This is a genomic window from Flavobacterium rhizosphaerae, from assembly GCF_046000445.1.
GTDB classification, from domain to species: domain Bacteria; phylum Bacteroidota; class Bacteroidia; order Flavobacteriales; family Flavobacteriaceae; genus Flavobacterium; species Flavobacterium rhizosphaerae.
Window position 1 is genome coordinate 347775 of record NZ_JBELPZ010000001.1, and the last position, 23659, is coordinate 371433.

Annotated in this window: 20 protein-coding genes; 3 read left to right on the plus strand and 17 right to left on the minus strand. The window is 39.5% G+C overall.

Features of this window, described 5'->3' with window-relative positions; all coding sequences use genetic code 11:
- Nucleotides 1-14 precede the first annotated feature (14 nt).
- Both ABS766_RS01555 and ABS766_RS01560 read left to right on the plus strand, forming a co-directional pair.
- Nucleotides 15-857, plus strand: a complete 843-nt coding sequence (locus ABS766_RS01555) for a mechanosensitive ion channel family protein (RefSeq protein WP_408083325.1) — start codon at nucleotides 15-17, stop codon at nucleotides 855-857.
- A gap of 87 nt (nucleotides 858-944) precedes the next feature.
- Nucleotides 945-1634: a hypothetical protein gene (locus tag ABS766_RS01560; protein WP_408083326.1), complete on the plus strand. Its 690-nt coding sequence runs from the start codon at nucleotides 945-947 to the stop codon at nucleotides 1632-1634.
- Here the strand turns inward: ABS766_RS01560 and tsaB are convergent.
- Genes tsaB through ABS766_RS01575 form a run of 3 tightly spaced genes read right to left on the minus strand, consistent with a single transcriptional unit; the run spans nucleotide 1629 to nucleotide 4923 of the window.
- Nucleotides 1629-2297, minus strand: a complete 669-nt coding sequence (tsaB, locus tag ABS766_RS01565; protein ID WP_408083327.1) for a tRNA (adenosine(37)-N6)-threonylcarbamoyltransferase complex dimerization subunit type 1 TsaB — start codon at nucleotides 2295-2297, stop codon at nucleotides 1629-1631. The genes ABS766_RS01560 and tsaB overlap by 6 nt on opposite strands.
- 2 nt (nucleotides 2298-2299) lie before the next feature.
- On the minus strand, nucleotides 2300-3592 hold the full coding sequence (locus ABS766_RS01570; RefSeq protein WP_408083328.1) for an efflux RND transporter periplasmic adaptor subunit: 1293 nt from the start codon (nucleotides 3590-3592) through the stop codon (nucleotides 2300-2302).
- 2 nt (nucleotides 3593-3594) lie between these two features.
- Nucleotides 3595-4923 carry a TolC family protein gene (locus ABS766_RS01575; RefSeq protein ID WP_408083329.1) on the minus strand — a complete coding sequence of 443 codons (1329 nt, stop codon included), beginning with the start codon at nucleotides 4921-4923 and terminating at the stop codon, nucleotides 3595-3597.
- 139 nt (nucleotides 4924-5062) lie between these two features.
- On the opposite strand from ABS766_RS01575, the gene ABS766_RS01580 reads away from it, so the two are divergent.
- Complete coding sequence (locus ABS766_RS01580; RefSeq protein ID WP_408083330.1) at nucleotides 5063-6457, plus strand: DUF4403 family protein; 1395 nt, start codon at nucleotides 5063-5065, stop codon at nucleotides 6455-6457.
- Between the two features lie 5 nt (nucleotides 6458-6462).
- Here ABS766_RS01580 and ABS766_RS01585 read toward each other — a convergent pair whose 3' ends face one another.
- The 14 genes from ABS766_RS01585 to ABS766_RS01650 all read right to left on the minus strand — a co-directional run bounded on the left by ABS766_RS01585 (nucleotide 6463) and on the right by ABS766_RS01650 (nucleotide 23640).
- Entirely contained in the window at nucleotides 6463-6690 is a 228-nt protein-coding gene (locus tag ABS766_RS01585) for a hypothetical protein (RefSeq protein WP_408083331.1), read from the minus strand.
- 5 nt (nucleotides 6691-6695) lie between these two features.
- The gene (locus tag ABS766_RS01590) at nucleotides 6696-7247 is read right to left on the minus strand and encodes a DUF420 domain-containing protein (RefSeq protein ID WP_408083332.1); all 552 of its coding nucleotides are present in this window, start codon (nucleotides 7245-7247) and stop codon (nucleotides 6696-6698) included.
- Entirely contained in the window at nucleotides 7247-7879 is a 633-nt protein-coding gene (locus ABS766_RS01595) for an SCO family protein (RefSeq protein ID WP_408083333.1), read from the minus strand. Before ABS766_RS01595 ends, ABS766_RS01590 begins: the two co-directional genes overlap by 1 nt.
- Nucleotides 7879-8547 (minus strand): hypothetical protein, encoded by a 669-nt coding sequence (locus ABS766_RS01600; protein WP_408083334.1) that lies wholly within the window; start codon nucleotides 8545-8547, stop codon nucleotides 7879-7881. The genes ABS766_RS01595 and ABS766_RS01600 overlap by 1 nt, the downstream gene beginning before the upstream one ends.
- 88 nt (nucleotides 8548-8635) lie before the next feature.
- A complete protein-coding gene (locus ABS766_RS01605; protein WP_408083335.1) occupies nucleotides 8636-8995 on the minus strand; it encodes a cytochrome C oxidase subunit IV family protein in 360 nt (119 codons plus the stop codon).
- Nucleotides 8996-9018: 23 nt separating this feature from the next.
- Nucleotides 9019-9993, minus strand: a complete 975-nt coding sequence (locus ABS766_RS01610; RefSeq protein ID WP_408083336.1) for a cytochrome c oxidase subunit 3 — start codon at nucleotides 9991-9993, stop codon at nucleotides 9019-9021.
- Nucleotides 9994-10037: 44 nt separating this feature from the next.
- The gene (locus ABS766_RS01615) at nucleotides 10038-10637 is read right to left on the minus strand and encodes a cytochrome c oxidase subunit 3 (protein WP_408083337.1); all 600 of its coding nucleotides are present in this window, start codon (nucleotides 10635-10637) and stop codon (nucleotides 10038-10040) included.
- Nucleotides 10638-10643: 6 nt separating this feature from the next.
- Nucleotides 10644-11558: a heme o synthase gene (cyoE, locus tag ABS766_RS01620; RefSeq protein ID WP_408083338.1), complete on the minus strand. Its 915-nt coding sequence runs from the start codon at nucleotides 11556-11558 to the stop codon at nucleotides 10644-10646.
- A 240-nt stretch (nucleotides 11559-11798) separates the two neighbouring features.
- Entirely contained in the window at nucleotides 11799-12545 is a 747-nt protein-coding gene (gene deoC / locus ABS766_RS01625; protein ID WP_408083339.1) for a deoxyribose-phosphate aldolase, read from the minus strand.
- 32 nt (nucleotides 12546-12577) lie between these two features.
- Nucleotides 12578-12940 carry a VanZ family protein gene (locus ABS766_RS01630; RefSeq protein WP_408083340.1) on the minus strand — a complete coding sequence of 121 codons (363 nt, stop codon included), beginning with the start codon at nucleotides 12938-12940 and terminating at the stop codon, nucleotides 12578-12580.
- The gene (gene gcvH, locus ABS766_RS01635) at nucleotides 12933-13313 is read right to left on the minus strand and encodes a glycine cleavage system protein GcvH (protein ID WP_408083341.1); all 381 of its coding nucleotides are present in this window, start codon (nucleotides 13311-13313) and stop codon (nucleotides 12933-12935) included. The genes ABS766_RS01630 and gcvH overlap by 8 nt, the downstream gene beginning before the upstream one ends.
- Before the next feature lie 57 nt (nucleotides 13314-13370).
- Entirely contained in the window at nucleotides 13371-20708 is a 7338-nt protein-coding gene (gene sov / locus ABS766_RS01640; RefSeq protein ID WP_408083342.1) for a T9SS outer membrane translocon Sov/SprA, read from the minus strand.
- A gap of 3 nt (nucleotides 20709-20711) precedes the next feature.
- Nucleotides 20712-21293 carry a Holliday junction branch migration protein RuvA gene (gene ruvA / locus ABS766_RS01645; protein ID WP_408083343.1) on the minus strand — a complete coding sequence of 194 codons (582 nt, stop codon included), beginning with the start codon at nucleotides 21291-21293 and terminating at the stop codon, nucleotides 20712-20714.
- Between the two features lie 49 nt (nucleotides 21294-21342).
- Nucleotides 21343-23640: an NADP-dependent malic enzyme gene (locus ABS766_RS01650; RefSeq protein WP_408083345.1), complete on the minus strand. Its 2298-nt coding sequence runs from the start codon at nucleotides 23638-23640 to the stop codon at nucleotides 21343-21345.
- Nucleotides 23641-23659: the final 19 nt, after the last annotated feature.

A 23659-nucleotide genomic window follows, 5' to 3' on the forward strand; every position in this document is an offset into this window, starting at 1 on the left:
TTTCAATTTAAAAGATGGACAATTTACACGATTATGCAGCTGCATTTACTGCAATGATTATTGGTTATATACCACGCCTTATTAAAGCCGTGCTTGTTTTAATCATAGGAATTTTTATCATCAAATTTTTCAGGAAATTCATGAAGCGCATGATGGTGCGCCGTGAAGATATGGATCCTACACTGATTAAATTTCTCTTAGATTTAGGAACATGGGCGTTAAGGGTACTGCTCTTTATTATTGTAATTGGCAGCCTCGGGGTAGAAACCACATCATTTGCTGCTATTATAGCCGCTGCCGGCCTTGCTATAGGCCTGTCACTACAAGGGTCTCTTTCTAACTTTGCAGGAGGTGTGCTTATTGTTTTGTTTAAGCCTTTTCGTGTGGGTGACTTTGTGGAAGTACAGGGCGAAGGCGGAACCGTATCTGAAATACAGATACTCTACACCAAACTGGTAACCCCAAGTAACCAAGTGGTTTTTATACCCAATGGGCAGCTTGCAAATGGTAATATTAAAAATTATTCTAAAGAACCGATACGTAAAGAAGAACTTATAATAGGTGTAAGCTACAAATCTAATTTAAAGCATGTAAAGGGGGTTTTAACGCGTATTGTAGAAAGCAATGAAAAAGTACTGGATGATCCCGCTCCGATAATACGCATAAAAGCACTGGCAGACAGTTCTGTAAACTTTCAGGTATTTGTATGGGCCACTAACCAGGATTTCTGGCAGATGCTCTCTGATGTTAAAGAAACCATTAAGGAAGAATTTGACAAAGAAGGCATCGAAATTCCGTTCCCTCAGCAGGATCTTAATATCCGTAATGAAAAAATAAGCATATCAAACAATAATTAAAAAAAATATCGTTTATAAAGTGGCACATTTATTGCCTTTAATGAATAAGAATTATAATTACCCCTTTTATTTACAAAAATTTTAACAATGAAAAAAAGCATTTTTTATGCAGCTCTCCTGGCTGTAACAGGTGTTACAGCAAATGCACAGCAAGGTGTTAATCAGGGTTCAACGGGTCCAATTGATGGACGAACCGCTATAACCAGCACCGAAAAACTCACCACAACAGGTTCACAGTATATTACTGAACAATATATGCCTGCCAAAATATCAGGTTCAGACCAAGTACAATTACTACGTTACAATGCCTTTAATGACTATTTTGAAATTAACAATCCACAGGAAGGTAAACCCAGCATGTTACCAAAGCAGGCCGGTGTTAAAATATCTTTTGTTAACAATGGCAATGAGTATACTACTGCAGAATATGTAGACAGAGATGATAACAGGACTAACGGTTATTTAAAAGTTATAAGCGAAACACCTAAAGTAAAAATATATAAGCGTGAACGTATTTACCTACAGCCTGGTAAAATTGGCACAAACAGTTATGAAGCCAGCAAACCTAATACTTATAAACAGGCTAAAGATGAATATTATATACAAATAGGCGATGCACCTGCGCAATACTTCCGTAGGGATAAAGACCTTGAAAAGCTAATGCCTAATGATGATTTGGGGAAAGAGGTACGCAACTATATCAAGAAAAATGATATTGAAACTGATGAAGAAGCAGGCCTGAAACAACTAGGAGCCTATCTTAATACAATACTATAATTGTTTTTTACCGGCTATAAAGTCTTTTAAATAATAAGGTTCAAAATAAGCGACATCTACAATGTCGCTTATTTTGTATTTATCAAATGCCATTTGGGCCATTTGGGCAGCAGAAGGATAGATAATATCCTGATGGAGGCATACATTAGCATTAGTAGCAATGCCGGCAAACTTAGCCGCCCCATCACCGCAAAGGTGCAAAGGTTCTTCTATATGGTTATAAGAGCTTTCTGTAAGCACCTCTGCCTGTGTATCTCCTATCTTTTTGTATTGCGGTGTAAATAGAGCACTGTACACTTCCATACGGCGCGCATCAATCATAGGGATAATAATACCACTTTCAATAGAAACGGCCCTGGCTAGTATTTCCAAGGTATCAAGCGCTATAAGGGGGATTTCGAGGGCATAGCATAATCCTTTTGCTGCAGAAACACCAATACGTAACCCGGTGTATGAGCCAGGCCCCATGCTTACGGCAACAGCATCTAACGTAGTATAACTAATACCCGCTGCATTAATTATTTCATCAATAAATACGTGTAGCTTTTCGGCATGGGCATAGCCTTCGCCTGCAAACTCTTTGAGGGCAATGGTAGTATTATCTTTTGCTAATGCAACCGAACAGTTTTTTGTTGCTGTTTCAATAGTAAGTATATAAGCCATTATTACTTTTGTGCCCCACCTTTTACTTTAACTTTATCACCAGGGTTAAGTTGTTTGGCAACCACATTATAAGGCCCTGTTATAATAACATCGCCTTTTTTAATACCCGATTTTATTTCTATATTTTTATCATCCTGTATACCTGTGGTAACAGGCCTTAATACTGCTTTATCGCCTTCTTTAACAAAAACACATTCAAACCTTTCGTTCAGCACACCGGTTTCTTTCTCTTTCTCCTCCTGCTCCATTTCTTCAACAATATCCCGTTTGGCTGATGTAGTATCAGTTTTCACAACAACTGCGCTTATAGGCACAGCCAGTATATTTGTTTTTCTTTCGGTAATAATATCTACCGTGGCGGTCATACCCGGCCTGAAGGGCGAATAGTTTTCAGGTTTACCTTCTGTCATATCCGCATACGATTCTTTAAGTATGCGCACCTTAACTTCAAAGTTAGTTACCTGGTCTGCTGTAAGATCACTACTGGCAGAGTTAGATATACTGGTTACTACACCTTTAAACTTTCGTTTCAGGTAAGCATCTACTTCAATATCGGCCTCATCGCCTACTGCGACCTTAACAATATCATTTTCATTAACCTCCACTTCAACTTCCATATTATTCAGGTCGGCCACGCGCAATATTTCGGTACCGGCCATTTGCTGTGTACCCACTACCCTTTCACCCAGTTCGGCATCCAGTTTAGAAATAGTACCATCAACCGGAGAATAAATTGTGGTCCTGTTCAGGTTATCCTTAGCCTCAGTTACAGTAGCACCGGCACTCTGCATGCTAAAATAAGCCGATTGCTTTGCCGCTTTGGCTACCTCATAAGCAGAAACAATTTTGTCCCACTCAGATTTTGATATAACGCCTTTATCATAAAGCTTTTGGTTGCGCTCATAATTAGACTTTGCCTCGGTTAGCTGTGCTTCTGCCTGTGCCAGTCCTGCTTTCGCTGTAGAAAGTGACGCAGAACTCCTGCTCAGTCCTGATTCATACAAATCAGGGTTAATGCTCACCAAAAGATCGCCCTTTTTAATAGCCTGCCCCTCTTTTATAGGCAATGCAATAATTTCACCCGATACTTCTGATGATATTTTTACTTCTACCTCAGGCTGAATTTTACCGGTAGCCGAAACGGTTTCGGTTATGGTCATTGTATTCGCTGTGGTAGTTTCTATCTCTATACCTTCATCGTTATTACCAATTGTACCCGTTTTTTTAAGTACTACCAAAACAATAATTATAATAATTATTGCGCCTAATAATCGGTAAACAGTTTTTTTGGACATTGCTATTGTTTTTGAATAATTGGGATTCCGAAATAATACTCTAATATCTTTATTTTAAATATGTAATCATACTTGGTACGCAACACTTCTGATTGAGAGTTTACCGAAAGAGTTTGCGCCTGGTTAAAGTCAAATACATTTATAAGGCCTACTTCATACCGCTCATTAGCATATTCAAGTGCCTGCTCCCGCGCATCGGCTGCCGAAACGGCTGCTTCATACGCTTTTAAAGCCCCCTGTGCATCTGTATAGGCTGTGTATACATTACGCTCAAGATCCAACGCCTGTTGGTCATAAGCAAGTTCAGAACGTTCCAGCGCTACCTTCGCCCTGGCTACATTATTGCGTACTGTAAGCCCGTTAAAAATAGGTATATTTAACTGAAAACCGTAAGTGTGCCCTTTATAATCCCAAAACTGGTCTAAAAACGGATCTGAAATTAACGACGTAGCCCTCATGTTAAGGTTATAAAAACCACCTAATGTTGGCTGATAAGCACGAGTGGCTATTTTTACATCTTTTTCAGCCACATCAAGGTTGGCTTCCGCAAGTTTTATAGAGGTCTGTGTATCCTTTGCTTTTTGGTAAATAGTTGACGGTGTTTGCAGCATAATTTCGCTTTCTCCCATATCATAACCCTCATCAACAATATCAAAATTTTGAAAATCCTCTAACTGTAGCAGCTGTGCCAATGTAAGCCTTGAGATTAACAATTGATTTTCAGACTCTATTACCCGTTGTTTATCGGCTGCTACAGTAGCTTCAACATCAAGCAAATCGCCCCTGGGCACAGAGCCGCCATCAAGCAGTTGCTGTGTACGCTCACGCTGCCGCTGATCTTCTTGCAGCTGTTGCTGCTGTACTTTTAAATTTTCTTTATTAAACAATATCTGCAAATAGGCATTAGCTACGTTAAGAGCTACATCTTCTTTCATTTGCTGTAGCTGGTATTTATTTGCTAATATGGCCATTTTAGCCCTTTGAAACTGCAACTGGTTTTGCAAGCCCTTGTAAAGGTCTACCTGCACCGAAGCATTGGCAGAGGTATTGCTTGTGGTTAATTGCTGGTTTATACCGGTAATGGGGTTTTGTGTTAAACCGGTATTCCATGAATGGCTGGCGCTGATGTTAGCGCTGGGCAAAAAGTTGCCTAAAGCATCTTTTTTTGTGATTTCGGTTACTTTAAGATCAAGTTCAGACTGGCGTACTGAAATATTATGCTCCAGTGCATAAGCTACACACTCCTGCAGTGTCCATTTTTTTTCCTGCGCCAGTACTGTAGATTGTGCTGTAAACACCAACAGTATAAGGTAATATATTTTGTGTTTCATAAATATTGGTTGCAAATAACTATGCAAAGTTATTAAAATAAATATAGCAGCATAACTTGCCAGCCTATTAGTATATGTTAGCTGTTTTTTGTTACAATTTTAATTATACATTTGCTTGGTTTTTCACCCCTTACTCCTTATGAAAAAAACTTTATACCTCATTTGCTTAATGGCGGCTGTTTTAGCGGCCTCCTGCTCTTCTGCAAAAAAAATAGAAGCCCTTAAACCGGAGCCCGGGAATACAACCGATGTGGCTTATCAGGCTTCTACATCTTTTATAAATGTGCCGGTTAGCCTGGCCCTGGCTGATGTGCAAAACCAGCTCAACAAATTAATGGACGGCCTTATTTATGAAGATAAAAATATTGATGACGACAATATTACTCTTAAAGTATGGAAAACCGCACCCATAAAATTTACAGAAGAAAACGGAAAATTACAAACAAGCATACCGCTGAAAATAAACGGGAAAGTAAAATACGGTACATCGGCTATGGGTTTTGACCTGTATGATACCCGCGAATTTGACCTGGATGCCGTTATAACATTTAGCAGTAAAATATCGCTCACAAACTGGAAATTAAACACCAAAACCAGCTTTGATGCCCTGAAATGGAACGAAACCCCCACCGTAACTGTAGCCGGCAAAAAGGTTGCCATAACATTTCTTATAGACCCTGCGCTGAAATATTTTAAACCTACTATCGAGAAAGAAGTAGATAACGCCATAAAAGAAACAGTAGATTTTAAACCACAGGTACTTGATGCCTTACAGCAAATAAGCACTCCCTTTTTGGCAAATGAAGAATACAATACCTGGTTTACGCTAACCCCCGTTGAGCTTTATGCTACCGATGCAACACTGTCTAAAAAACAGATAACCATGCAGATGGGTTTAAAGTGCACACTGGAAACCGCAGTAGGGCACAAACCTAAGCCTGCCTTTAAAAAAGAAAGCGTTGTACTTAAAACAGTAGCTACAATGCCTGATAAAGTTAATGTAGTTGTAGCCGGTGTTTCTACATTTGAAAATGCCTCTAAAATAATAACCGAAAACTTTAAGGGGCATGAGTTTGGCTCCGGAAATAAGAAAATAGTGGTGCAAAATGTTGCCTTGTGGAGTAAAGACGGTAAAATGATTGTAGCTTTAGATCTTAACGGAAGTATTAACGGCACCATATACCTTAGCGGAACGCCTGCTTATGATACTGTAACAAAGGAAATATATTTTGACCAGCTTGACTATGTACTTAACACTAAAGGTGTGTTGATGAAAACAGCTAACTGGCTGGCTGAAGGTTATATTTTAAAGAAAATTAAAGAAAATTGCCGGTATTCCATAAAACAAAATCTTGAAGAAGGAAGAAAAGAAATGCAGCCATACCTTAATAATTACTCGCCTGTTAACGGTGTTTTTATAAACGGCACATTAAATGATTTTGAGTTTGATAAAATAGCACTTACCAATAACGCTATTGTAGCTTTTATAAAAGCTACCGGCAAAATTGATATAAAGATTGACGGGGTTAAATAAAGGGTTTACAGTGCCGCTTTTTGCTTTTTGCGCAAGCGGTATACCGCATACCCTACAATGGCTACCATAAGGTACGGAAAAATCATAAGGTAAACAATACCGCTGTTTACACCTTCGGCCTGTGCCGTTTGTTCGCTACTGGATAGTGCCGCACGGCACATGGCGCATTGTGCAACCGCACTTTGCGATGATAACAGCAAGAATACAAGTATATAGAAAAGTTTTTTAAGCATATTATTTAGTATTGATAATAAGGTGATATCATCAGGTAAACAATAACACCGGTAATGGCTACATACATCCATAACGGATAGGTTATACGCGCCAGTTTTTTATGCCTCTCGTAATTTTTGGCAATAGCCCTCACATAAGTAACCAGTACAAAAGGTATAATTATTACCGAAAGCATGATATGGGTAATCAATATAAAATAATATATATAACTTATTATACCTGTACCGCCAAACTCGGTAGGGTCTGATGTCATATGGTAGGCCACATACATCACCAAAAAGGATACCGAAAGGCCTATAGCAAACTTCATAAGGTTTTCATGCAGCTTTTGTTTACCCATTTTTATAGCCCTTACGGCCAAAAAAAGCACAATAGCGGTAAAGCCGTTTATTGTGGCATATATAGGAGGTAAAAAACCTAAAGGTTCAACATCAAAACCAAGTTTCCTCAGGTTGACACCAAACAACAACGCCACAGCCACAGGTATAGCTACAGATAATATGATAATCCATTTATCATACTTTTTTTTAGCATCGCGGTTTACTACATTATCCATTATTCTTCCAGTAATTCTTTAATATCTTCTTTTATTGCTTCAACGCCAGACTCTTCAAGCCCGTCATAATATGTAATAGGATTGCCGTAACTGTCTTTCCGGCTCCTTATCATGCCGTCTTTGTCTACCAGGGCAAAAAGGCCGCTATGCTCAAACCCCCCCGGCACTTTAGAGTTTTCTCCTGCATACAGGTTAAAGCCCTTAACAGCAAGGTTATGTATGTATTGTTTATCACCGGTTAAAAAATGCCAGTTATAATGCTTGGCTCCCAATTCTTTTGCATGCTCTTTCAGTATTTGTGGGGTATCATACTCCGGATTAATACTTATCGAGGCAATACCAAAATCAGGGTTGCCATAAAAAGCATCCTGTAGTTTAAGCATGTTCTGGTTCATCACCGGGCAAATGGTTGGGCAGGTAGTAAAGAAAAATTCTACCACATACACCTTACCCAGATAATCTTTATTTGATATTTTTTTGCCATCCTGGTCAGTAAGTTCAAATTGAGGTACAGGCCCTATCACAGGCAAATCAGACTTTTGAAATTTAGCCACAATTTTAGGTATAGCCCAGATGCCAAAAATAAGTATGATAAAAGATATGCCAATATACGCCTTGTTATTCTTACTCATCAGATTTCTCGTTTTACGCCTTTTAGTGTATCATTTTTACGAAGTGCCAAACGGTATTCCTGCAGCACTATCTTTAAATCATCCGTCATTTCGTTATGCAGCTCAGCTGCCGAAAAGCTATTATAGGCATCTTTGTAATTATCGCTTTTTACGTTATTGTTTCTACCGTCCCTGCCCCTTAGGTTACCGTCTTTGTCAATAATAAACACATTGGTAGTACCATAGGCGTTACTAAGCGGGTCTTTTACTTTTAGCGAACTGTAAAAACTATTAATATCATTTTTATCGGCAAATAAAAACTTCCAACCGGAAATATTGGAGGTTACTGAAAAATCCTGTATCAGCTTTTGCACCTTCTGCTCGTTGCCCTTTGGCAACACCATGACTACCTGAAAATCATTAAATTCTTTATAAGACTGGTATATTTTCTGGTCAATATTAAAAACACTTTCTTTTTTCTGCTCAACACTGTCTCCCAAAAAGCCCAATATTGTAATGTACCCTTTTAGTTTCACCGGTTGCTTGTTAAGCGTTTCTCCTTGTGGCAGCTCCTGCACATATTTATTGAGCACCGGTAAAAAAAGCGAATTATGTTTTGCAAGCGAAAAGTATACGTATAATGTAACGGGAAGTATGAGTAAAACTACAAGAACTATTTTATTTTTCATTTCTTAAAAGTGGAAACTTATTTCCGGTTACAAAATTAAAAAAGGCGGTTGAAATAACCGCCTTTTTTATGAATAATAATCAATGTACTTAGAAAATCCATTTAAAGTTAGGAGCATCACGGTACACTTCAAAAATATAATTACCTTCAATTAGTAAGATGAACACCAGGTAAAGTATCAAAAATATTAGCGGGGCTACAATTGTCCACCTAAGGCTGCTCTTTTCGCCCTCAAGGTGCATAAACGCCCACATAATGTAGTATGCCTTAAATATGGTAAGTATAATAAAAATCCAGTTAAGCAGATTCATATTAAAAAAGTCTACCCTGTAAAGAAAATCAGGTCGAATTATACCTAATATAACTTCTACTATAGTTACAACCGAAAGAATACCGAAAACTGTCCAGATTCTTTTTACGTTTGCTGCATGATCGTGAGTATGTGCCATATCAATCAATATATTATTTTAAATTAAACAAGGTAGAAGAATGTAAATACAAATACCCACACAAGGTCTACAAAGTGCCAGTATAAACCTACTTTTTCAACCATTTCATAACTTCTCCTCTTTTCATAAGTACCTAAAAGCACATTAAGAAAAATTATCACATTTATTACAACTCCCGAAAATACGTGGAAACCGTGGAAACCTGTAATAAAGAAAAAGAAATCTGCAAACAATTTGTGCCCATATTCATTTCTTACCAGGTTAGCGCCTTTAATAACATAGGCTGCATCAGTAATTCTCTTTAATGAAGCTTCCCTTGAAAGGATAACCTTCTCTTTATTTCCATCAATTGTTTCAGTTTTTATAAGTACGTCAGGGTGTGCTTTAAAGCCTTCTACAATTTCTTCTACAGAAAACTCAGACATTTTATCACTTTCCTGAAACCATATACCTTCGCTACGTGTATTGTTTACCCTTTGGGTAGGTATATATGCCGCTATATCATCAATAGCAACCCTTTCACCTTCGGCATTTACAAATTGTAAAATAGAACCTCCTTTAGTTTCTACAGCACCGTACTCTCCCTGAATAAACTTTGTCCATTCCCAGGCTTGCGAGCCCAAAAATATACCACCACCCACAATAGTAAGCAACATATAAACTGCTACCTTGGTTTTTTTAAGCTGATGCCCTGCATCAACCGCCAAAACCATTGTTACTGATGAGAAAATAAGGATAAAGGTCATAAAAGCCACATAATACATTGGGGCATCTACACCATGCAAAAACGGAAAGTGGTTAAAAACCTGGTCTGCAATAGGCCAGGTAGATATAAATTTAAAACGAGAAAAACCGTATGCTGCAAGGAAACCTGAAAATGTAAGAGCATCTGACATAATGAAAAACCACATCATCAGTTTACCGTAACTTGCACCAAAAGGCTCGTTGCCGCCGCCCCATGTTTTACCTGCTGTAGCTGTAGAAGTAACTGTCGCCATATTTTGTTATAAAGGTTAAAAAAGTTCCCAAATTTACATTTTTTTTATTTATAGAAACAGAAAAATAAAAACAAATACACCCACAGAACATCGAGAAAATGCCAAAACATGGCACCTAACTCTAATCCAAGGGTTTGGGACGAATTATACTTATGTTTAAAATGATTATAAATTACAACAAGCAGTACTATAATTCCTGCAAACAGGTGCGCCAGGTGGGTAACGGTTACTATATACAAAAACGAAGTAGTAACATTACTGTAAGGCCCCGTAAAATAATAATTTTGAGCAATTACACTGCTAAAACCTGCAAACTGGCTAAAAATAAAACCAATACCTAATGCCAATGTAGCCAAAAGCCAAAGAGTAGTGGCATTTCTGTCGTCTTTTTTAATAGCCTGTTTTGCCAGGAAAAACGTCAGGCTGCTTATAACTATAAGCACGGTGCTTATGGTAAAGGCCATGGGTAATTCAAAACTACCAAGCCAATCAGGCCTTTTAGAACTCACAACATAGGCACTGGTTAAGCCGGCAAACATCATAAACATACTTACCATGGCAAACCACAGCAGCATTTTTTTAGAGCGTACATTTGCTGCATTATGCTCTTCCAGCGTCATTTTTATAACAGGTGTTCCCATCATTTTACTTTAACTTATAAATTTATCAGCAATATATATTACCTGAAGCAATGATATGTATGACACACTTACCAGCATTAATTTTTTTGCCGTTGGGCCATCCATCTTTCTATATAGCTTAACTGCATGCAATAACATCCACACCCCAAGCAGCAACACCAGTACCGCTGCTACAGGACTTAAAGTAAGCGAGCCAGTAAAACCGGTGGCCGGCAGCAATGATGCCATTATAAGCCAGCTGGTATATAAAATAATCTGCAAAGCTGTTTTTTTGTCTCTTTTACCGGTAGGCAACATAAAAAAGCCTGCCTTTTTATAATCATCATATAAAAACCAGCCAATAGCCCAAAAATGAGGAAACTGCCAGAAAAACTGTATCAGGAATAAGGTACCCGCCTCTATATCAAAATCATTTGTAGCAGCAACCCACCCCAACATAAAAGGTATAGCACCCGGAAAGGCACCTACAAAAACAGCCAGTGGGGTTATGGTTTTTAAAGGGGTATATACACTTGTGTACAAAAAAATTGAGATAGCCCCAAACATTGCTGTTTTAGGATTAATAGTATATAGTATGGCCAAACCACAAACCGTTAGCGCAACCCCTATTGCAAAGGCAGTACGCACAGACATTTTACCTGACGGAACCGGCCTGTTTTTGGTGCGGTCCATAAGGGCATCAAGATCTTTTTCTATAATTTGGTTAAAAACATTAGAGGCACCCACCATACAATACCCCCCTATGGCAAGCATAATAAGGGTAGCGAGGCTAAAAGGGAAAACATCCGACACGGCAAGAAGGTAACCTGCCATAGATGAAAAAACAACACTTATTGCCAACCTCGCTTTGGTTATGGCCACAAAATCTGCAAACAGCGATTTTACGGTAACCTCATCTCCTAAAGTGTTAACTGTAACTTTCATGTACTTATTTTATTCCGGCACAAAGATAGCCCAAAAAAAAACTTAAGCAAATAAGCTATAACCTTTAAAAGGCAATAAAAATTATTTTTTATTTTTTTCCTGTACAAACGCAACCTTTGCGTTTTTTGTGCATCTATTAAATGTAACGTTTTTTAAAAGCGTTGCTGAAAAAGAAAATTCGTTTAGAAAAATTGCTATGAAAAAGAAGCCTTTTCTGTTACAGGGAAAGGCTTTTTATTTTTAATAGCCTTCGTTCTCTAAATAACCTCCCTCTACAATTACTTTTGCTGAGGAAGTACCTATGCGTTTTACGCCTAAATTAATCATTGCAATGGCCTCTTCATAATCTCTCACACCACCCGCAGCTTTTACAGGCAACGGAGAGGCATTTTGTATCATTATTTTTATTCCTTCCTTTGTGGCACCATTAGGTTTATTATCTTCGGTTTTATAAAAACCGGTAGATGATTTAACAAATACGCGGTTATAATCTTCTGCGCTAAAATGTGCTACTATTGTATCTTTTATCAGTTGAGAAAGCCCTGCAATCTCACTATCTGTAAGCGCAGCAGTTTCAATAATCCATTTGGCTGTTTTACCATTTTCAAGGCATAGCTGTGTACATTTTAAAACTTCATGTGCCACGGTTTGCCTGTCTCCTTTTTTAAAAGCCTTATAATCTACCACAAAATCCAGGTCATCAGCGCCATTATTAATAGCTTCACGGGCTTCGGCCAACTTTGCATCAATCCCCCCGTCTCCTTCCGGAAAATCTATAACAGTTCCCACCTGTACTCCTGAGTGCGCCTCACTAACCATCTGCACAGCCATGCGCACCATATCGGGACGCACCATAACCAGTTTATACTTCTGTTGTATGGCCTCATTAACCAGGTTACGTACTACATTAGTGTTTTGTATTTCACTAAGGCCTGCCTGTGCTTCCGTTTTTAAATAAGTAGCATCCAAATATTCACGTATATCCATAAACAAAAAATCCCGGCACTAAGCCGGGAATATTATTTTTTAATTTTACTTATCAACCAGATAACAGTTATCGCTATTGCGCTGCCTATGGTATTGGCTAAAGCATCTGTAACATCAGCGCTCCTGTCTGCTGTAAATAACCCCTGACAAAGCTCAATGGTTATTCCATATAAAACAGCGGCAATAAAAACCTTTAAACGCATTTTCTGTTTATCGGTTTTTACTAAGGCCAGATACCACAGTACAGTAAAGCCAAAATAAAATGTACAGTGTATAAACTTATCTTTATGTTCAAGGCTTATTACCTTATTTTCAAAAGTGCTCATCTTTACAAGGCAACTTACCGCTATACCAACGGTCCAGAGTAATGCTGCCCCAAGATAAGTTTTATGCACCTATTAATTTTTTGTATTCTTCACTGCTTAAAAGAGCGCTCTCTTCAGAAGGCTCGGCAATTTTAACTTTAATCATCCACCCCTCGCCATAAGGGTCTGAGTTTACAAGTTCCGGATTTGACTCCAGTGTATCGTTAAACTCAACAATTTCACCTGAAAGCGGTAAAAAAAGGTCTGAAACAGTTTTAACAGCTTCAACAGTACCAAACACTTCGTCCTGTTTTAGTTCCTGGTCAAGGGTTTCCACCTCTACATATACAATATCACCCAGTTCTTTTTGTGCAAAATCTGTTATGCCAACAGTGGCAGTATCACCATCAATTTTAACCCACTCGTGGTCTTTGGTATACTTTAAGTCAGAAGGAATATTCATCGTTGTTTGTTTTTGGCAAATTTATGTTTTAATACAATAATATGAAATAATTTCAGGTTAATTTCCAAAAGTATACCTGAGTGTAAAACCGGCCCGGATATTTGTTAACGGATAGGAGGTAGATATTACCGCCTTAGAGAACGAATGGTCGTAATAAAATATGGCCGTAAGATTTTTACTGAACGAATAATCGGCTGTAAACTTAACCGACCATATGTTTTGTCCACCACCAAGCTGATTGTTATCATAATCAAGGTAGCGCACTATGGTTTCATTCTTACGCAGCGTAAAATCAGCTTTAAGATTAACATCACTCTTAATGGTATTAGTAGGGTTATCTGCCAGTGTTGAGTTTATCACCACATCTTTTATACGATAACCCAGACCCAGCGTATAATCATTGCCATTAACCTCAGTAAGCAGGTTGTTATCAAAACTAAGGTTAAGTGTACGGTCTTTACGCATCTCTGCTGTAATTTTTACAGAGTTCTTCATCTCCATATCAACACGCAAAAGCGGATTAAACTGCTCAGTAAGGTTAATATTAGATATAATATATTTTGTTTCTACATTAGCTCCATTCCAAGTAGAAGGAGCCTGGCTTTCTGAATTATAATCAAAATTTGTACGGTAAGAATTTATATTATAAGTGGCCTTGTAGCTGTGCTGTAATGAAAAGCGTTTAAAACGGTCTTTAAAAAACTTATAACGCATAAGCCCGGTATATTTAACTACCCAGTTTGGTACCGGCACATTACGGAAGATACCTGTATTGGCATCACCGGCATCTTTACCAGAATAAGCCGCCAAAAATGCGGGCAATAATACCGCCTGGCTGGTTTTACCAAAGCCTTTGGGGTATCCTGCATTTATATCAGAAAAATTACCTGAACCATCGCTTGTATAACGCTCTAACTGATCTACAGATACATTGTAATATGCTGAGGCAACACGTTCTGCTATTATCATCCTGTTTTCCCTAAACTGATCAAAAGCTTCAGAGCCATTTACATCGCTTTTCATAAAGGCCGTTTTAATTAAAATGGTTGATATCTGAAAGTTACCATAGTTATATGGAGAGCGTGAATGGTAGTGCAACTGATCACCAAAACCAGTGGGTGGATCAATTCCATTATCATTCTCATAATAATTTACATCAAACTGCTCTGAATAGTTATTTGACTCTGTCCTGTCGGCAGTGAGGTCTATCCTTAAATCAGGGAAAAGATCCACACCTGCTGTAAGGTTAAGTGTTTTAGTATTAACCTGTGTAAAGTTCTGGTTAAACTGGTCATATCTGGTAAGGTAGCCGTCTTGTGCTGCTATATCACGTACATCCATATCCTGGCTACCTAACACAAAGCCTAATGTTGGCTTCATTGAACCTAAAAAGCCTATACTTGGCAGGTAACCCGGCAATACGGTACCATTCTGCTCGGTATAATTAGCCTGTATGGTTTTTACACTGGTAAGCACTCCTTTTAAGCCTGTAAGAAAGGCATTGCCCCCAGTATCGGGCTTTGGGGCGGCTGTAATTTTTTCACCCGGTTTTGGTGCCGCTTTTGGCGCTGACGCCTTGGTTTTTTTAGGCCCCAGTCCAATAAACTTATAAAATAAATCCATATTAAGGGTACTGTTCAGCTTATGGCTGTTGGCATTTTGCACAACATTACCCAGGTCAATTCCTTCCGGGGATCTAGAAAGTGCATCTGTAGAACGCTGCCAGTTATAGGTACCCGTATAAGAATACGTTGATTTAATAAAACTCAGTGCCGGAAATTTATTTAACGGCAGGTCATAATTTACTACATATTGCTGTGTATGGGTATTAGGCTCACCAATTTCCCAAAAGCCATCCCAAACATCTGCATCATTATTAGGCACACCATCTTCGCTTAAATAATTTCTTACAATGTTACTTGTAGCAACAGTGTAATTAAATTTAAGCGACTTAGTAATGTTATAATTAAAACCATACTGGTAGTTGAAGAAATAATTTCTTCTGTACAACGGATTGATAGGTATTCCCTCTACATCTATGTTACGGTACTGCTGCCTGTTATACTGCCTTATTATATTAGTACTGAATGACAGGTTAGAAGGCAGGTAGTTAAAGTTAAAATCGCTCAATATTTTCCAATACTGGCTCTTTTTCATAAACGCAGTATTTTTAAGTGGTTCTACCGGCTTATTTTTAAAGGTATAGTTATAATCTGCCGTTACCCTTATTTGCTGGTCTAAAGACTGTTCAATTTCATAATCGTGATGATCGGTTTCGTTATAACTGTAAGAAAGTGTTATATTTTCCGGGTCATATACATGCTGTTTTTGTTCCGCAGCGCGGTCTTTTTTAACACCAATAAAGTTAATACTCTTAGTTTTGGTATAATCTATAGCACGTTGCTTAATATTATCTTTTTCATCTTCTTCTACCACATCCAACAACTGGTCCAGCTTCACATCCTGATAATAAGGGTCGTACTGCGGGGTAATAACCTGCTCGCCCACGCTATAGTTAAACGGCACATTAATATGCCAGTCTTTTGGCAGTAGCTTACCTGCATTAATATTGGTAACCATATTATACTGCTTGGTATCTTCCCTGCTGCGCTCATTAGGGCTCTGCTCTACTGTACCAAAACCTATGGTACTCATATTACCGGTAGCAGAAAGCGTGGCAAAATCGGCAAAGTTAGTATCCATACTGGCAACTGCGGCCATACCGCCCTTACTGTTAAGGTCAGACAGGCGTAACTCATTAAACCATACTTCTCCCCTTACATTCCTGCCACCCGGCGGTACGTTATTATTAGTAAGCCCAAGCATTAAGGTACGCACATATCCAAAGTTAGGGTTACCTTTTATCCTTATACGCATATTGTCAGTATACTGTTTGGAATAAGAATTATCACTTTCCTGAACAAGTCCGTTTGCTGCGGGGTTCAGCGCTTCAATTTTTAACTGGGTAAGCGCATCAAGGGCTATCATTATTTCGTTTTCTTCCGGCCACACATCTTCGGCCGATTGTGCCCCAAAAAGTGTTTTCTTAAGCTTTACCTCTATCTGATAGTAATTGTCTGTAAAGTCGTTACCAAAACGTATAAATGCAGACATTTCATCGTCCTGAAGCGCATTGCTTTCCTCAAGGTTATCATCTAAAGGGTTCGGCAATGCCTCTGCATGTAAAAACATACGCAGTTTTTTATACTGGCGCATATCCACATTTACATTTTTAAATACTGCGCGTGAGTCGCCAGGCTCAAGCCCTCCGGTTGCAGACCCATCACCTGAATATACGCGTAATGATAGTGCCTGCTCATTTTGGTTGATAATAGCATTATTATTATACAATTGCTCGCGCTGTACACCCGGGGGCGATACATACCCAATAGGGTTACGGTCTGTATTTTCCTGAATGTTTAACGAAACCACATCAAAACCAGTTTCGGCATCGTCGGTATCAGTGTCGGTATCTTCATCAAAAACCCCGGTGTACCTGCGCCACTCACCGCGTACAAGGTCCATGGCAGCAAAACGCAGGGTAATTTCCCGCCTGAAACCGGTTACCATCATCCTCATAAACCTGATGGAACGGAAACTACTTATACCGCCTATAATATTTTCATTAGTAACCTCATCTACCGGCACTTTAAACAGTAGCCAGCGCCCTGTTACGTTTTCTCCGGTGTCAGTTGCTACATTAAAAGGCCTTTGGTCTACAATATAATTTTGCCCAATTTGTGCGTTAGGCTCCAAAGGTATAATATACCTGTAATAGGCATCAATGGTATTCATGGTATTGTCCCTGTTGATGTCTTCTGTATCCGGCAGGGTTGTAGAACCACGGTTAGTATTAGTTACATCAACAGGGGAGTTACCTTCTACGCCGTTATAATTCTTATAACGGTTTAAAACATCCCCGTCAGCACTAAGAAAAAACTGGTAATTATCTCCCGAAGGGTCTTCAAGGCTTGCAAAATCAGTAAACTTAGCCCTTTCTTCAGCATCGGTAAGCCCATCAAAACCAACATCCTGAACAGCCCTGTTGGCTGTATCGGTATCAAAAGCATAGATAAGCGACTGCGATACCGGCACTTCACCCCATACGGTAGTAAATGTATTTTGCTGTGCAGCCCCTGCCTCGGGCAGTCCATTTTCATACTGCTTACGGTTATCTTTTAATATGTCCTCAGATAATTCACCAAGATGAATTTCAAGCTGACCCGTATTATCAGACAGTGCGGCGTTGCTACCGTTATAAGGGTCCATTAACCAAAACTGTATGTACTCCACATTGGTCTGCTCAAAATTAGTGGAGTTTATAGAGCGCATAATGGCTCCCCAATTATCTATCGCCTGGTCTTCACTAAACTGAAAGTTATTAGCTGGCAATATAGGGTTAAAGTTATACGGCCCGCGCTCCTGCGGATAATACGTAAGGTCTAATGTACTCACAACACGCGTTTGACCGGGTACAACATCTGTATTTGGGTACAGTTCGCTATAATAAATACGGCGTGTTTTATTTGATGCCATATCCTGATCGGTTATACCGCTTGGCCTTTGGCTGGATACATAAAAAGTAGGGTCTATAGTATACCAGGATAATTTGGCACGGTTAAAGCCGGAAGAAAGATCGTTAACCGGTGGTGTAATTTCATTAATAATAGGCGTGCTTGAAAGTGACCACCCTTGTGCCGAACGCATATCTATGGTAGTTTGCGAACCTTCAAAGTCATCCACATAAGTGGTAGCCTCGCCATTAAACTGGTCTGCCTTACTGGCGCCGGGCTTTAGATAAGCCACCTCGCCCCTAAATGAAAAGTTTGAAGGCACATCTGTATCAAGGTTTGGCAGTTTGTTTACCATACGGGTAAAAAACGGCACCTCTGTAGAGTAATTGGTATTAAAGCCAAAAATAGTATTGTTTACCGATTCCTGCCCGTAATTAGATTTAGTTGTAAAAGGCCTTTCAGACATGTTTAACAACGTAGCACCAATTAAAAACTTATCATTAAACTTATGCTCGATATTAACCCCGGCAAAACGCCTGGTTTGTTGCCCAAATACTGAATTATTTTCTACTGAAACTTCTATTGGCGTGCTTGAGTTTTGTAATGAAGGGTCAAGAATCTGCACGGTACCTATCTGGTAATTTACAGTATAATCTACACCCTCTACCAACGTGCGCCCACCTGCTGTAACCACTACCGAACCTTGCGGCACATTAAAAGCACCTAAAGAAATACCATTTGAGCCGGTAGATTTAAAGCGCCCCTTAAGCTGGAATTTATTTTTGGAACTTTGCTGCAATGCATCTGCCTGTGTAGATTTATACATGCTCCTGTATACATACTTTTTCTGATTAGGGTCAAAACCGGATTCATTTGCAGCATCATCATAAAGCCTTTGTTGAGGATCACCCTCCAGTTTATCAAATAAAAATTCTCCAAAAGGTTCTACAGTGGTAAAAAATATACGTCCATTTTGTGTATCTACCGTTAGCCCCGGTACAAAGTCAAAAAAGCCATCACCACCAGTTTGTGGGTCGTTGGTATAATTAAGCCGGTCTACATTAAATACCCTTAAAAGCGGGGTGTCGGCTACTGGCCCCAACGGGTTATTTTCGCCGGGAAGTGTACTGCCATCGGCTGGCGTAATATAATTTAACGGAGAAGGGTCGGTATACAAAATGCTAAACCTGAAATCTTCCTGAGACAACTGGTATGCCCCGGGTATCTGGTATACGTTTTTCATCATCAGGTCCCAAACCGGTTCGTTTACATTAACCAGGTTACTTTTAAGCATTTTAAGTATAAGGCTTTGTGTAATAATATTATTAGTACCGTCACCGTTATCCTGCACTTCCGTAGCATCCTGTCCATCAGTACCAAATTCCCCTACCTGGTACGTAACACCCCCCACAGTATATTCATAAGCTACTGCCAAAACTTCGTCATTATTCAGCTTCTGGTTAAGGGATATATACCCCAGCTGCGGATGATAGGTATACTCGCTTGTTGTAAGTTTACGGGCATTTTCAAGTTTTGAATAGTCTCGCCCTTCTGTGGCATTTAATCCACCGCCAAAACTACTGCTACCCAGCGTTACTATTTGTCTTACCGATTGTTGTAGATAACCTGTAGTACCAATAGTAGCCGGATCGAGTTTGTTGTTTTTATTGTCAGGAAAATTATTAGCCGTAACATTAAAGAAGTCTGAGGGGGCACCATTATCCATAAAACCAACTGTTTCATCAGTAATATCAATATTGGTTATACCTGCCGGTGTTGCTTTTGTAAGTGGTGCTTCACCTAAATCCTGTATGGCTACAATATTACGCGAGTTATTTTCGGCAGCATTGATGCGGTTTTGCCGGTTGGTTACCCATACTTCTATACGTGTTATCTGTACACGGCTGTCTATAAGTGGGTAATTACGCAGGGCATAATCATAACGGTTACGGAAATACTGCGAAAGGAAATAATGGCGATCTGAATCATAATCCAGTGCAAACAGCGAAAAATCTTCTATAGTACCACCACCCTGTGCTGTTACGGTTTTGGTTTGCGATTTCTGTTCTGAAAATATACCGGTAACAGTAGTTTTACCAAACTGAAACTGCATTTTTACACCAAAAAGGCTCTGAGCGCCCCGAACCAGTGAATTTGAAAGAGGGAAACTTACGTTACCTATTTCTATCTTTTGTAAAATATCGTCTTCGGTAGGAGTATATTCAAGCTTTATAAGATTTTGAAAAGCAAAAGTTGATTCGGTATCATAATTTGCCGTTACGCCAAGGCGCGTACCTACTTTACCCTGAAGGCTCATACTAATGCGCTGGTCAAAATCAAAAGTAAATGTTTTGCGGTTACGTGGTGAGAGTGAAGGGTTATCCTGCTTGGTATAGCGCACACCCAAATCTAACTCTACCGATCCCTGCGGCTTTATATCTATGGTATTACTACCAAAAATAGTTTCAAAAAAACTGGAGTTTACATAATATCTTGGCAAGAGGTCTTTTTGCTCTTCTGCTGTGGCATTAGGGTCCAGCGCTTTTAGCTTATCCCTGTAATATTGCCGCATAGATTCGCGCAATACCAGCTCCTGGTACTGTTCGGGCGTTAGGATAATGGGATAGTTTATATTAAATCCCTCAAAATTTTTAGTATATATATACCTGTCGGTAATGGGGTCATACGTATATGCATCAATTATACTGCTGGGGTTAGCAATTTCAATCTGCCCGCTGTTATACCCCTGTATGGTATCCTGGGCTGCTTCTTCCTCTTCTTCGTCAATCTGTGCCTGTGCAGGAACAGCCAGTAAAAAAAACACGACAGAAAAAGTATAATATAACGTACTAAAAAAATCTTTAGAGTATTTTGGTCTCAAGGATTATAAGTTTTTTAATGCTTGTTTTATAATTGCTTCCACACTGGCGCCGGGAGTTTCTTTTAAAACCCTGTCTACGGCTTTTTCTGCTAATTTCTTGTTAAAGCCTAACACCTCCAAGGCAGATAACGCTTCTTCTTTATTTGTATTGTAGCCGGGAACCGAAACTTCGTCTAAATCATATAGTTTTAACACTTTATCCTTCAAATCCAGTATAACGCGTTGTGCTGTTTTACTGCCAATACCTTTAATAGACTGTATAGTAACCACATCTCCGGAACCTATAGCATTTATTACCTGGCGCGGATCTAACGATGAGAGCATGGTACGCGCTGTTTGTGCCCCAACACCCGAAACCGACAATAATAGTTTAAAAAGCTCCCTCTCAGATTTTTCTGCAAAGCCAAATAAGGTATGGGCATCTTCTTTAATTTGCAGATACGTATATAGCTTTATATTTTCCGTTTCGGGAAGCAATGCATACGTATGCAGCGAAATATTTACCTGATAGCCCACCCCGTTACAATCTATTATCACCTCCGTAGGCGATTTCTCAGACATCCTTCCCTGTAAATGTGCTATCATACTACTTTTTTATGAAGTCCCAAAAATAATAAAATTCTTCAACCCGCTATTACTTATCTTTTTGTATCATTTTCAGCCTCTTTTCCTTCTCCTGGGCATCTACTACTGCAACCGCTGCCATATTTACCATTTCCTCTACGCTGGCACCAAACTGTACAATATGTACAGGTTTATCAAGCCCCATAATTATTGGGCCTATTGATACAATTTTATCTAACTCCTTAAGTAATTTATAGGTAATATTTGCCGACTCAAGATTAGGAAAAATAAGTGTATTTACCTTTTTACCTGCCAATTTTGAGAAAGGGAATTTATCAATGGTCATATCCTGGTTTAATGCAAAATCCGACTGTATTTCGCCATCCACAATAAGATCGGGGTGATTTTTATGCAAATACTCAACTGCCTGGCGCACTTTCACCACACCCGGGTCTGGTGAAGAACCAAAGTTAGAGTATGATATCATAGCCACGACAGGCTCCATACCAAACATACGCACGGTGCGCGATGTCATCAAGGCAATTTTAGCCAATTCTTCGGCTGTGGGGTTGGGGTTAATGGCGGTATCACTCAAAAATATAGGCCCTCTTTTGGTAAGCATCATGTTGGTGGTTGCTATACGGTTAACCCCCGGTATACGTTTTATAAGCTGTAAAATAGGCTTAACTGCTGCCGGATAATTGCGGGAGTACCCTGTTACCATAGCATCAGCCTCACCCTCGTTTACCATCATGGCGGCAAAATAGTTGCGCTCAAACATCCATTTTCTGGCATCCATAAGCGTTACACCACGGCGTTGCCTTGCCTTAAAAAATGAAACCGCATAACGCTCTATCCTTTCAGCCTGGTCAATGCTTTTATTATCAACAATGGCTACATCACTATCAAAGCCTATTTCTTCCTTTAGTTGCTCAATAATTTCCCTATTACCCATTAATATAGGTATGCCAATACCCTCTTCCATAGTTATTTGTGCCGCCTTAAGCACATCCAACTGGTCTGCTTCGGCAAAAACAATACGCTTAGGGTTGGTTTTGGCGCGGTTGGTAAGCAGGCGCACCATTTTGTTATCATTGCCTAAGCGCTCTAAAAGCTCTTCGGTATATTTATCCCAGTCATTTATCGGCCGTTGTGCCACACCACTTTCCATAGCAGCCCTTGCCACAGCAGGTGCTACTACAGCTATGAGCCTTGGGTCAAACGGTTTGGGAATAATATAATCACGCCCAAAAATAAGTTTGGTTTCACCATAAGCAATATTCACTTGTTCCGGCACCGACGTTTTGGCAAGTTCTGCAAGGGCATGCACCGCAGCCATTTTCATTGCCTCGTTAATTGCTGTTGCCCTAACATCAAGCGCCCCGCGAAATATATATGGAAAGCCTAAAACATTATTTACCTGGTTAGGGTTATCACTCCTGCCGGTTGCCATAATAACATCATCACGTGTAGCAATGGCAAGGTCATAATCTATTTCGGGAACCGGGTTGGCCATAGCAAAAACTATAGGGTTATCTGCCATGGTAAGCAACATTTCGGGAGAGAGTATATTGCCTACCGAAAGCCCCAGAAACATATCTGCACCTTTTATAGCCTCCTCCAGTGCTACAGGCGCACCCGGGTGGGCATAATTCATTTGTATGGGCAGGAGGTCGGTACGGCTGTCTACCAGCATACCCTTTACGTCAAACATTGTAATGTTTTCTCTTTTTACCCCCAGCAAAACATATAAGTTAGCACAAGCCAGCGCTGCTGAACCTGCTCCGGAAACCACAACCTTTAAATCTGCAACATTTTTACCTGCAAGTTCTGCGGCATTGAGCAATGCTGCAGAGGATATAATAGCTGTACCATGCTGATCATCGTGCATTACAGGTATATTGAGTTCTTCTACGAGCCTGCGCTCAATCTCAAACGATTCGGGTGCTTTTATATCTTCCAGATTAATGCCGCCAAAAGTTGGAGCTATATTTTTTACAGTTTCTACAAACTTGTCTATATCTTTTGTATCTACTTCTATATCAAAAACATCTATATCAGCAAAAATTTTAAACAGCAATCCTTTGCCTTCCATTACGGGTTTACTTGCTTCTGGGCCTATGTCACCAAGACCCAGCACTGCTGTTCCGTTAGAAATCACGGCAACCAGATTACCTTTTGCTGTATATTTATACACCTTATTGACATCTTTGGCTATTTCTAAACAAGGTTCTGCTACACCTGGTGAATATGCCAGTGAAAGATCTCTTTGTGTGGCATAAGGTTTAGTTGGTACTACCTGTATCTTGCCGGGATGTGGTTTGGCATGATATAGTAGCGCTTCTCTTCTTTTGCTGTATTGGTTCATGTACTGGCTGTTTTTCAGG

Bases quoted from the DNA above. Each gene is read 5' to 3' on its own strand.
- ABS766_RS01555 (WP_408083325.1), top strand. From the start codon at position 15: ATGGACAATTTACACGATTATGCAGCTGCATTTACTGCAATGATTATT.
- ABS766_RS01560 (WP_408083326.1), top strand. From the start codon at position 945: ATGAAAAAAAGCATTTTTTATGCAGCTCTCCTGGCTGTAACAGGTGTT.
- tsaB (WP_408083327.1), bottom strand. From the start codon at position 2,297: ATGGCTTATATACTTACTATTGAAACAGCAACAAAAAACTGTTCGGTT.
- ABS766_RS01570 (WP_408083328.1), bottom strand. From the start codon at position 3,592: ATGTCCAAAAAAACTGTTTACCGATTATTAGGCGCAATAATTATTATA.
- ABS766_RS01575 (WP_408083329.1), bottom strand. From the start codon at position 4,923: ATGAAACACAAAATATATTACCTTATACTGTTGGTGTTTACAGCACAA.
- ABS766_RS01580 (WP_408083330.1), top strand. From the start codon at position 5,063: ATGAAAAAAACTTTATACCTCATTTGCTTAATGGCGGCTGTTTTAGCG.
- ABS766_RS01585 (WP_408083331.1), bottom strand. From the start codon at position 6,690: ATGCTTAAAAAACTTTTCTATATACTTGTATTCTTGCTGTTATCATCG.
- ABS766_RS01590 (WP_408083332.1), bottom strand. From the start codon at position 7,247: ATGGATAATGTAGTAAACCGCGATGCTAAAAAAAAGTATGATAAATGG.
- ABS766_RS01595 (WP_408083333.1), bottom strand. From the start codon at position 7,879: ATGAGTAAGAATAACAAGGCGTATATTGGCATATCTTTTATCATACTT.
- ABS766_RS01600 (WP_408083334.1), bottom strand. From the start codon at position 8,547: ATGAAAAATAAAATAGTTCTTGTAGTTTTACTCATACTTCCCGTTACA.
- ABS766_RS01605 (WP_408083335.1), bottom strand. From the start codon at position 8,995: ATGGCACATACTCACGATCATGCAGCAAACGTAAAAAGAATCTGGACA.
- ABS766_RS01610 (WP_408083336.1), bottom strand. From the start codon at position 9,993: ATGGCGACAGTTACTTCTACAGCTACAGCAGGTAAAACATGGGGCGGC.
- ABS766_RS01615 (WP_408083337.1), bottom strand. From the start codon at position 10,637: ATGATGGGAACACCTGTTATAAAAATGACGCTGGAAGAGCATAATGCA.
- cyoE (WP_408083338.1), bottom strand. From the start codon at position 11,558: ATGAAAGTTACAGTTAACACTTTAGGAGATGAGGTTACCGTAAAATCG.
- deoC (WP_408083339.1), bottom strand. From the start codon at position 12,545: ATGGATATACGTGAATATTTGGATGCTACTTATTTAAAAACGGAAGCA.
- gcvH (WP_408083341.1), bottom strand. From the start codon at position 13,313: ATGAATATTCCTTCTGACTTAAAGTATACCAAAGACCACGAGTGGGTT.
- ruvA (WP_408083343.1), bottom strand. From the start codon at position 21,293: ATGATAGCACATTTACAGGGAAGGATGTCTGAGAAATCGCCTACGGAG.
- ABS766_RS01650 (WP_408083345.1), bottom strand. From the start codon at position 23,640: ATGAACCAATACAGCAAAAGAAGAGAAGCGCTACTATATCATGCCAAA.